The sequence below is a fragment of the Paramagnetospirillum caucaseum genome (assembly GCF_000342045.1).
Taxonomy (GTDB): domain Bacteria; phylum Pseudomonadota; class Alphaproteobacteria; order Rhodospirillales; family Magnetospirillaceae; genus Phaeospirillum; species Phaeospirillum caucaseum.
The window spans coordinates 1-9,591 of the sequence record NZ_AONQ01000107.1 but is presented as its reverse complement, the minus strand read 5'-3'; the positions used below and the strand labels follow the sequence as shown (position 1 = coordinate 9,591).

The 9,591-nt window shown below is 67.3% G+C and carries 9 protein-coding genes; 4 read left to right on the top strand and 5 right to left on the bottom strand.

The annotated features are described in order from the left end of the window. The coding region (locus H261_RS21625) for an electron transfer flavoprotein subunit beta/FixA family protein (protein ID WP_008621769.1) at positions 1 to 309 on the bottom strand (309 nt) is incomplete at its 3' end. Positions 310 to 445: 136 nt separating this feature from the next. After that, positions 446 to 1,624 (bottom strand): acyl-CoA dehydrogenase, encoded by a 1,179-nt coding sequence (locus tag H261_RS21620; protein ID WP_008621955.1) that lies wholly within the window; start codon positions 1,622 to 1,624, stop codon positions 446 to 448. Between the two features lie 109 nt (positions 1,625 to 1,733). Here H261_RS21620 and H261_RS21615 point away from each other — a divergent pair, with 109 nt between their 5' ends. The 4 genes from H261_RS21615 (at position 1,734) to H261_RS21600 (ending at position 5,788) form a co-directional block, all read left to right on the top strand. Further along, positions 1,734 to 2,648, top strand: a complete 915-nt coding sequence (locus H261_RS21615; protein ID WP_008621954.1) for a LysR family transcriptional regulator — start codon at positions 1,734 to 1,736, stop codon at positions 2,646 to 2,648. Between the two features lie 171 nt (positions 2,649 to 2,819). Beyond that, positions 2,820 to 4,676, top strand: a complete 1,857-nt coding sequence (locus tag H261_RS21610) for a thiamine pyrophosphate-dependent enzyme (RefSeq protein ID WP_008621947.1) — start codon at positions 2,820 to 2,822, stop codon at positions 4,674 to 4,676. A gap of 11 nt (positions 4,677 to 4,687) precedes the next feature. Beyond that, positions 4,688 to 5,308 (top strand): indolepyruvate oxidoreductase subunit beta, encoded by a 621-nt coding sequence (locus H261_RS21605; protein WP_008621945.1) that lies wholly within the window; start codon positions 4,688 to 4,690, stop codon positions 5,306 to 5,308. 78 nt (positions 5,309 to 5,386) lie between these two features. Continuing rightward, complete coding sequence (locus tag H261_RS21600; RefSeq protein WP_040477161.1) at positions 5,387 to 5,788, top strand: response regulator; 402 nt, start codon at positions 5,387 to 5,389, stop codon at positions 5,786 to 5,788. A gap of 103 nt (positions 5,789 to 5,891) precedes the next feature. Here H261_RS21600 and H261_RS21595 read toward each other — a convergent pair whose 3' ends face one another. The 3 genes from H261_RS21595 to H261_RS21585 form a co-directional block, all read right to left on the bottom strand. Next, entirely contained in the window at positions 5,892 to 8,459 is a 2,568-nt protein-coding gene (locus H261_RS21595) for a penicillin-binding protein 1A (RefSeq protein WP_008621940.1), read from the bottom strand. A gap of 119 nt (positions 8,460 to 8,578) precedes the next feature. Further along, positions 8,579 to 8,908 (bottom strand): hypothetical protein, encoded by a 330-nt coding sequence (locus H261_RS21590; RefSeq protein ID WP_008621938.1) that lies wholly within the window; start codon positions 8,906 to 8,908, stop codon positions 8,579 to 8,581. Between the two features lie 2 nt (positions 8,909 to 8,910). Then, positions 8,911 to 9,591 (bottom strand): N-acetylmuramoyl-L-alanine amidase family protein (locus H261_RS21585; RefSeq protein WP_008621935.1); only part of this gene is annotated, 681 nt, incomplete at its 5' end.

Genomic DNA, 9,591 nt, shown 5'->3' with positions numbered 1-9,591 from the left:
CGCCTTCAGGACCTTGGCGACGCCCAGCGGCTGGACCTCGTCGTCGCTGGAAACCAGGATGCCGCGGTCGGCCCCCATGGCCAGCGCCGTGCGCAGCGTCTCGCCCGCCGCCGCCGGGCCCACCGACACCACCACCACCTCGGTGGCCTTGCCCGCTTCCTTGAGGCGGACCGCCTCCTCCACCGCGATCTCGTCGAACGGATTCATGGAGAACTTGACGTTCTGCGTCTCGACGCCGGAACCATCCGACTTCACCCGAATCTTCACGTTGTAGTCGATCACCCGCTTGATCGCGACCAGGACTTTCATTTGTCTTTCAATCCCTTAAATCGTTGTCCCTCAGGCGCCGGGCGGGCGCTGTGCGCCCTTGGCTCCCGCGGCATAAGCCGCGCGGCCCCTTGGGCCTAGCCAAGTCCCTTCCGGGACTTGGCCTTGGCTCAAAGGCTCAGGAGAACGCCTGGATGCCGGTCATGGCGCGGCCCAGGATCAGGGCATGCACGTCATGGGCACCTTCATAGGTGTTGACGGTCTCCAGGTTCACCATGTGGCGGATGACGTGGAACTCTTCCGAGATGCCGTTGCCGCCGTGCATGTCGCGGGACATGCGGGCGATGTCGAGCGCCTTGCCGCAATTGTTGCGCTTGATCAGCGACACAGCTTCCGGCGCCCAGGTGCCCTCGTCCATCATGCGGCCGACGCGCACGCAGGCCTGCAGGCCGAGCGTGATCTCGGTCATCATATTGGCCAGCTTGAGCTGGGGGATCTGGTTGGCGGCCAGCGGGCGGCCGAACTGCTTGCGGTCCAGCATGTACTGGCGCGAGGCATGCCAGCAGAACTCGGCGGCGCCGATGACGCCCCAGGCGATGCCGTAGCGGGCCTTGTTCAGGCAGCCGAACGGGCCGCCCAGGCCGGAAACGTTGGGCATCAGCGCCTCATCGGGGACGAAGGCCTCGTCGAGCACGATCTCGCCGGTGATGGAGGCGCGCAAGGAAAGCTTGCCCTCGATCTTCGGCGTGGTGAAGCCCTTGGTGCCCTTCTCGACGATGAAGCCCTTGATCTTGCCCTCATGGGCGTCGGACTTGGCCCACACGATGGCGATGTCCGAGATGGGGGAGTTGGTGATCCACATCTTGGAGCCGGTCAGCAGGTAGCCGCCGTCCACCTTCTTGGCGCGGGTGCGCATGCCGCCCGGATCGGACCCGGCGTCGGGCTCGGTCAGGCCGAAGCAGCCGATGATCTCGCCGGTGGCCAGCTTGGGCAGGTACTTCTTCTTCTGCTCTTCGGTGCCGTAGGTGAAGATGGGATGCATCACCAGCGACGACTGCACGCTCATGGCCGAACGGTAGCCGGAATCCACCCGCTCCACTTCGCGGGAGATCAGGCCGTAGGCCACGTGGTTGACGCCGGGGCCGCCGAATTCCTCGGGGATGGTCGGGCCGAGCAGGCCCATCTCGCCCATCTCGTTCATGATCTCGCGGTCGAAGGTCTCGTCGCGGAACGCCTTCATCACCCGGGGCTGGAGCTTTTCCTGGCAATAGGCATGCGCCGAATCGCGGATCAGCTTCTCGTCTTCGCTGAGCTGGTCTTCGAGGAGGAAGGGATCGTCCCACTTGAACTGCTGCACAATGCGTCTCCCACATGATGATGAATGGCACTGGAGGCACCATGCCCCATCCGAGCCATCATTGGAAAAATATCTTTTCTATGGTGGTCATAACGGATCATTATACCTCATGGATATCCGCCAGCTCCGCTATTTCCTGGGCATCGTCGAACACGGCTCGCTGAGCAAGGCGGCCGAGGCGTTGCGCGTCGCCCAGCCGGCGCTCAGCCTGCACCTGAAACGGCTGGAGGAGGAATTCGGCTGCCCGCTGGTCCACCGTACGGCGCGCGGCGTGGTGCCCACCGAGAGCGGCCTGCGCCTGGCGGTCCGCGCCGGGGTGCTGGTCGAGCGCATGGCGACGTTGAAGGACGAGATCAGGGGGCTGGAGGCCGCTCCCGCCGGCCCGGCGGTGATCGGCATTCCCACCTCGCTGGGGCCGGTGCTGACCGTGCCCCTGGCGCTGGCGGTGCGCCGCCGCCATCCCTCGATCCATCTCCGGGTGGTGGAGGGGCTGTCGGGCCATATGCTGGAATGGGTGCTGTCGGGTTCGGTTGACATGGCGCTGGTGTTCGGCTCGGAGCACCCCCCCGGGCTTGCCACCCGCTTCATCGCCCGCGAGCGCCTGGCCCTGGTGGCCACCAAGGGCGACCGGCTGCTGCAGGGCCGCCACGACATGGACCTGGCCCGGGTGCTGAGCCTGCCGCTGATCCTGCCCGGCCGCCCCCACGGGGTGCGGGCCGAGGTGGAGCGCGCCGCCCGTCCCCTGGGGGTCGAGCCCCGGGTGGTGATCGAGATCGACGCGCTGGATCAGATCAAGTCGCTGGTCGCCGCCGGGGCCGGCTACACCGTGCTGTCAGAGCGCTATGCCCGTTTCGGGGCCGAGGCCGCCAACCTGGACGCGGTGCCCATCGTCTCGCCGGAAATCGAGCGGACCATCTCGCTGGCCCATGCCTCGGACCGGCCGCTGTCCATCGCCGCCAAGGCGGTGCACGCCATCGCCGTCGAGCACCTGGAACGGCTGACCACCGACGGACGCTGGAACTGATACGCACAATCTGATTATGAGTATCGCATGGTAACGCATCGGCGTAGCCTGGATGCGCATTCTTCTTCCGGTGAAGGCCCCGTCGGTGTTAGGCTCCGCCCCGTTCCGCGGCAAAGAGAGGCAAAGCCCCCGCGCCGGCGGATGATACCGGAGAGCGTGAGGAGCTTGTTCATGTCCGCAGCCGTTCAGGCCAAGCCGCAGTCGCGGCTTTTGTTGTCGGGTAACGACGCCATCGCCCGGGGCGTGTGGGAGGCCGGCGCCAAGGTGGCCGCCGCCTATCCCGGCACCCCCTCCACCGAGATCCTGGAGAGCCTGTCGCTCTATCCCGATCTCTACGCCGAATGGTCGGTGAACGAGAAGGTGGCCATGGAAGTGGCCATCGGCGGCTCCATGTCGGGCGCCCGCTCGTTCTGCGCCATGAAGCATGTGGGCCTCAACGTCGCCTCGGACGCCTTCATGACCGTGACGGTGGCCGGCGTGATCGGCGGCCTGGTGATCGCCGTGGCCGACGACGTGGGCATGTCGTCCTCCCAGAACGAGCAGGACTCGCGCTTCTGGGGCCGCTTCGCCCACGTTCCGGTGCTGGAGCCGGCGGATTCCCAGGAAGCCTATGAGATGGCCAAGTACGCCTTCGAGCTGTCGGAGGCCTACAACACGCCCGTCATCCTGCGCCTGACCACCCGCGTCTGCCACGTCAAGGCGGTGGTGCAGGTGGGGGAAAGGGTCAAGCACGACATCGGCGGCTTCAAGTCCGACGCGCGCCGCTGGGTGATGACCCCGGCCAACGCCAAGGGGCTGCTGCCCGCCCAGATCGCCCGCGAGGGCAAGCTGCAGAAGCTGGCCGAAGCCTCGCCCATGAACTTCCTGGACGACGGTTCCGACAAGCGGGTGGGCTTCGTCACCTCGGGCCCCGCCTACATGCATCTGCGTGAAAGCTTCCCCGACGCCCCCGTGCTCAAGCTGGGCTTCACCTATCCGGTGCCGGTGGCCCTGGTGGAGAAGCTGGCGGCCCAGGTCGAGCATCTGGTGGTGGTCGAGGAGACAGAGCCGCTGATGGAGCAGGAGCTGAAGGCCGCCGGTCTGCTGAAGATTCACGGCAAGGACCTGCTGCCCCGCCTGGGCGAGCTGACCCCCAACGTGCTGATCCCGGCCATCAAGACCTTCCTGGGCGAGCCGCTGCCGCCCACCACCACCTACCCCAAGTTCGAGCCCTTCCCGCGCCCGCCGACCATGTGCGCCGCCTGTCCCCACATGGGCGTCTACTACTCGCTGGCCCGCATGCGCAAGAACGTCCAGATTTCGGGCGATATCGGCTGCTACACCCTGGGCGCCGGCCATCCGTGGAACGCACTGGACACCACCATCTCCATGGGCGCCTCCATGGGCATCGCTCTCGGCATGGACAAGGCCCGCTCGGAAGAGACCAAGGACAAGTCCGTGGTCGCCGTCATCGGCGATTCCACCTTCCTGCACATGGGCATGCAGGGGATGCTGGACATCGTCTACAACCGGGGCAACGTCACCGTCCTGATCCTCGACAACCGCACCACCGGCATGACCGGCGGCCAGAACCACGCCGGCACCGGCAAGGGACTGAAGGGCGACGAGACGCCGCGCGTCGATTTCGTCAAGCTGGTGGAGGCGCTGGGCGTCAAGCCCGAGCGCATCAAGAAGATCGATCCCTACGTGCTGCCGGTGGTGTTCAAGACCATCAAGCAGGAGACCGCCATTCCCGAGGTCTCGGTGATCATCACCGACCGTCCCTGCGTGCTGTCCGAGTTCTACACCAAGATCGAACCCTACAAGGTGGTGGACGACGACTGCACCGGCTGCGGCAACTGCATCAACGTGGGCTGTCCGGCCATCACGGTGAAGCGCTCGGAAACCAAGGTCCGTCCCGACGGCAAGGTCAACGAGCTGAAGTTCACCACCATCGACACCGCCATGTGCACCGGCTGCCACATGTGCGTCGAATCGTGCGGCCCCAACGCCATCGTGCTGGCCAAGCGCGCCGCCGCGGCCGAGTGAGGAAAGAAGCCATGACCGACGTCATTACCAATATCCTCGTATGCGGCACCGGCGGCCAGGGCGTGATGACCGCCGCCGAAATCCTGTCCCAGGCGGCCATGGCCCGCGGCCTGGACTGCAAGAAGTCGGAAGTGGCCGGCATGGCCCAGCGCGGCGGCGTGGTCACCAGCCACGTCCGCTTCGGCAAGCGCGTGTGGTCGCCGGTGATCACGCCGGGCACCGCCGACATCCTGGTGGCCTTCGAGGTGGCCGAGGGCTCCCGCTGGGCCGACATGCTGCGCCCCGGCGGCGTCGCCATGGTCAACACCATCCGCCTGGTGCCGCCGGTGGTCTCGGCCGGGCTGTTCAAGTACCCGGACGATCCGGTGGCCCAGATGCGGGCGGCGGGCGTCACCGTCTACGACTTCGACGCCGGGGCCATCGCCCGCGAACTGGGCGATCTGCGGCTGATCAACACCATCATGCTGGGCGCCATCGCCGATTACCTGCCCTTCCCGGCGGAAGAACTGGAAGAGCAGATCGTCGGCCGCTTCCGCGAAAGGAAGCCCGCCATGGTCGAGGTCAACCAGAAGGCCTTCTCCGCCGGCCGCGACGCCGCCGGCAACGCCAAGACCAAGACGTCTGCAGCCTGATCACCTTTGGCATTCTCACCGGCTTCTGCTAGCCTCAACGAACCGGTGAGAATATCGCTATTGGGGGAGAGTAGTCGGATGCCTGCTGTGGTGGATCTCGGCGCGCTGAAGGTGCTGGTCATCGACGATCAGGAATTCGTCCGGACCATCGTCAAAAAGATGCTGCAGCAGGTGGGTGTCGGCACGGTGGTCGAAGCCCATGACGGCAATTCAGGCCTGGAAACCGTCGAGCGCGAACGCCCCGACGTGGTGGTCTGCGACGTGCAGATGCGTCCCGTCGACGGGTTCGGCTTCGTCAAGTCGCTGCGGGCGTTGCCCTTCGGCCGTGATTTGCCGGTGATCATGCTGACCGCCCACACCGACGCCACCACCGTGGGCCGCGCCAAGGAACTGGACGTCAACGCCTTCCTGGCCAAGCCGGTCCTGCCCCCGGCCCTCAAGGACAAGATCGTCAAGGTGATGAGCGACGCGCGGGGCTGACCCGCGCCTGCGCACCGACGCCGACAGGCGGCCGGGACGGCCGCGCTCCGCGTGACGTCGTCTGGAGCGCGGGCATCTTGCCCGCCCTCGTCCACTTCAAGTTCTAATACAGCCCACCCGCCGACGGAGCCGGGCCACTGACCGGCGCCTGCGCCGGCGGCGCGGCGGGAACGGTGCCGTCGGGGCCGGGAACCGCGCCGGGCGGCGGGGTGATCTGCACGCCGGCGGTTCCGCCCTCCTCCGCCCCCAGGAAGGGGGCGAAGCTGAAGCCGGCATCGATGCCGCCCGAGCCTTCCAGCACGTCTTCCTCGTCGCCGGGCATGCGGTCGCTGCCCTTGAACGCCTCGTAGATGGCCTTGGCGTCGCCGGGCATGGCCGGCTTGCCGGTGCCGGCGTTGACGCGGACCAGGCGCACGCCGGGCGGCACGCGGAACGGGGTCGGCGGCTTATCCTTCAGCGCCTCCGCCATGAAGTCGCGGAAGATGGGCGCCGCGATGGAGCCGCCGGTTTCCTTGGCCCCCAGGGTGGCGGGATCGTCGAAGCCGACGAACACCCCCACCGCCAGGTCGGGGGAGAAGCCGACGAACCACACGTCGTTGGAATCGTTGGAGGTGCCGGTCTTGCCGGCCAGCGGCTTGCCCACCGCCCTGACCGAGGTGCCGGTGCCGCGCTGGACCACGCCTTCCATGATGCTGACCATCTGATAGGCGGAAACCGGATCGACCATCTGCTCGCGGATATCGGGCAGCACCGGCATGTCCTGGCCGGTGAAGCGGTTGGCGGAACAGCCGTCGCAGAACCGCAGGTCGTGGCTGAACAGGGTCTTGCCGTTGCGGTCCTGGATGCGGTCGATCAGGGTGGGCCGCACCTTCTTGCCGCCGTTGACCAGCATGGCGTAGGCGGCGGTCAGCTTGAGCGGCGTGGTCTCGCCGGCGCCCAGCGCCATGGACAACTGGCGCGGCAGGTTGTCGTAGATGCCGAAACGTCCCGAATAATCGGCCACCTTCTCCATGCCGATGGCCTGGGCCAGACGCACGGTCATCAGGTTGCGCGACTTCTCGAGGCCGACGCGCAGCGTGGTGGGGCCGAGATAGTCGTCGTTGTAGTTCTTGGGCCGCCACAGCGGCAGGCCCGGCCCCTGGGGCAGGGCGATGGGGGCGTCGAGCACCAGGGAGGAGGGCGTGTAGCCGCTTTCCAGCGCCGCCAGATAGATGAACGGCTTGAACGACGAACCGGGCTGGCGCAGCGCCTGGGAGGCGCGGTTGAACTGGCTCTTGCCGTAGGACCAGCCGCCCACCATGGCCAGCACGCGCCCCGTATGGGGGTCGATGGCCACCAGGGCGCCCTCGACCTTGGGAATCTGGCGCAAGCTGAAGGAATTGGCGGGCAGCGGCTTGCCGTCCTCGCCCTTGGCCGCCGGTTCCACCAAGATGACGTCGCCCAGGGCGACCACATCGGCGGGGCGGCGGGGGAACGGCCCCATATGGGCCTTCTCCAGGGCGGGACGCGCCCACTTCATCTCGGAGAACGGCACCCGGCCGACCTTGCCGCCCACCAGCCCCAGGGTGGCCTCGTGATCGTTCAGCGCCAGCACCACGGCGGTCTGCCACGCCTCGTCGGCGCCGCCGGGACGCGGCACGGCGGCCAGCAGCGGCCCCCAGCCGGCGGCGGCGGGAATGCGGGTGACGGGGCCGCGCCAGCCGTGGCGGCGGTCGTAATTGGCCAGTCCCTGGCGCAGCACCTTCGAGCCCACCGCCTGCAGCCGGGCGTCCATGGAGGCGCGCACCACCAGCCCGCCCTTGTACAGGGCGGTCTCGCCGCCGTGCTTGGCCATGATCTCGCGGCGGATGTCCTCGGCGAAGTAATCGGCGCCCTGGGTGGCCTGCATCTCCTTGCGCGAGCGGACCTCCAGCGGCAGGGCGACGAAGGCCTGGTACTCGGCCTGGGTGATCTTGCCGTCCTCGAACATGCGCCCGATCACCCAGTCCCGGCGCTCCTTGGCGGCCTGGGGATGGCGATGGGGGTTATAGTTGTTGGGCGCCTTGGGCAGGGCGGCGAGATAGGCGGCCTCGGCCACCGACAGCTCGTCCAGGCCCTTGTCGAAATAGTTCAGCGCCGCCGCCGCCACGCCGTAGGCGCCGCCGCCCAGGTAGATCTCGTTGAGGTAGAGTTCGAGAATGTGGTCCTTGGTGAAGGTCCGCTCGATGCGCAGCGCCAGAATGGCTTCCTTGACCTTGCGCTCGATGGACACCTCGTTGGTCAGCAGGAAGTTCTTGGCCACCTGCTGGGTGATGGTCGAGGCGCCCACCGGCCGCCGGTCGGCGCCCTTGCCCCGGTTCTTGACGTTGACGACGATGGCGCGGGCGATGCCCACCGGGTCGATGCCGGCATGGGAATAGAAATTCTTGTCCTCGGCCGACAGGAAGGCGTCCTTCACCGTCTGGGGGATCACCGGCAGCGGCACGAACACCCGCTTCTCCACCGCGTATTCGGCCACCAGACGGCCGTCGCCGCCATAGACGCGGGTGGTGATCGGCGGCTCGTAATGGGCCAACTGGTGATAATCGGGCAGCCCCCGGCCATAATGCCAGAAGACGAACAGCACTCCGCCGGCCCCCACGATGGCCAGCAGGATGAACAGGCTGAACAGCCCAAGCAGGAAGCGGAACATTATGGGCAATGCCTCATGGATTGGCCCGGTGGTACCGCCTTGCGGCGTCCGGCGTCAAGTCCGGGGAAGATGCAGGCGATGGGCACGGCTGTCCACTGTCATATGGGCAGGAAGAGCATTCACGGCTTGCGTGCCGCCGCCTTGATCGGTTCGGGGCAGTCGATGCGGTTGGTGCCGATCACCTTGGCGCTCATGCCCTTGGGCATGCCGCGCCGGATGTCGTCGGTGGCCTGGGCCAGTTCCGGCGTGGAGGGCGGCGCCCCGGTGGTGATGACCATGTGATTGCCCGGCCCCGAACGCAGATTGTAGTCTGTCCAGCGATAGACCACCATCCAGCAGGCCGGAACCGGCCGGGGACAGGTCAGGCAGGGCACGGCGGGCCTGGTTTCGGCCCGGGCGGGAAGCGCCATGACCGCGAGGAGCAGCAGGAAACCGAGGCGGGCGATCACCGTTACGGCCGCTTGGCCTTGAGATTGGGGGGGAAGAAGCGCTCCACCGCCTTGACCACCGACTTGGCCAGACGGGCGCGGTACTGCGGCTGGCGCAGCAGCTTCTCCTCGGACTCGTTGGAAAGGTAGCCCATCTCCACCAGCACCGCCGGCACGTCGGGGGCCTTCAACACGGCGAAGCCGGCGAAGCGGTGGGTGTTGCCCAGCAGGTCCATCTCCTGGCCCACCTCGTCCACCAGTTCGGCGGCGAAGCCCGCCGATCGGTTCATGGTCTCGCGCTGGGCGAGGTCGATCAGGATGTTGGCCACGTCGACGGATTCGTGGGTGAGGTCGATGCCGGCGATCAGGTCGGCCTTGTTTTCCTTTTCCGCCAGGGCCTGCGCCTCGGAATCCGAGGCGGTGCGCGACAGGGTATAGACCGAAAGCCCGCGGATCTGCGGATTCTGCACCGCATCGGCATGCAGAGAGAGGAACAGGTCGGCGCCCTGGGCCCGCGCGATGGCGATGCGTTCGCGCAGACGGATGAACACATCGCGGTCCCGCGTCAGATGCACGCGGTAGCGCCCGTTGCGCTCCAGCATGGTCTTCAGCTCACGCGCCATGGCCAGGGTGATGTGCTTCTCGTAGGTGCCGGACACGCCGGTGGCGCCGGGGTCGACGCCGCCATGGCCGGGATCGATGAC

Coding starts and splice junctions, on each gene's coding strand:
- H261_RS21615 (WP_008621954.1), top strand. CDS start 1,734: ATGGATATCCGCCAGCTCCGCTATTTCCTGGGCATCGTCGAACACGGC.
- H261_RS21610 (WP_008621947.1), top strand. CDS start 2,820: ATGTCCGCAGCCGTTCAGGCCAAGCCGCAGTCGCGGCTTTTGTTGTCG.
- H261_RS21605 (WP_008621945.1), top strand. CDS start 4,688: ATGACCGACGTCATTACCAATATCCTCGTATGCGGCACCGGCGGCCAG.
- H261_RS21600 (WP_040477161.1), top strand. CDS start 5,387: ATGCCTGCTGTGGTGGATCTCGGCGCGCTGAAGGTGCTGGTCATCGAC.
- H261_RS21595 (WP_008621940.1), bottom strand. CDS start 8,459: ATGTTCCGCTTCCTGCTTGGGCTGTTCAGCCTGTTCATCCTGCTGGCC.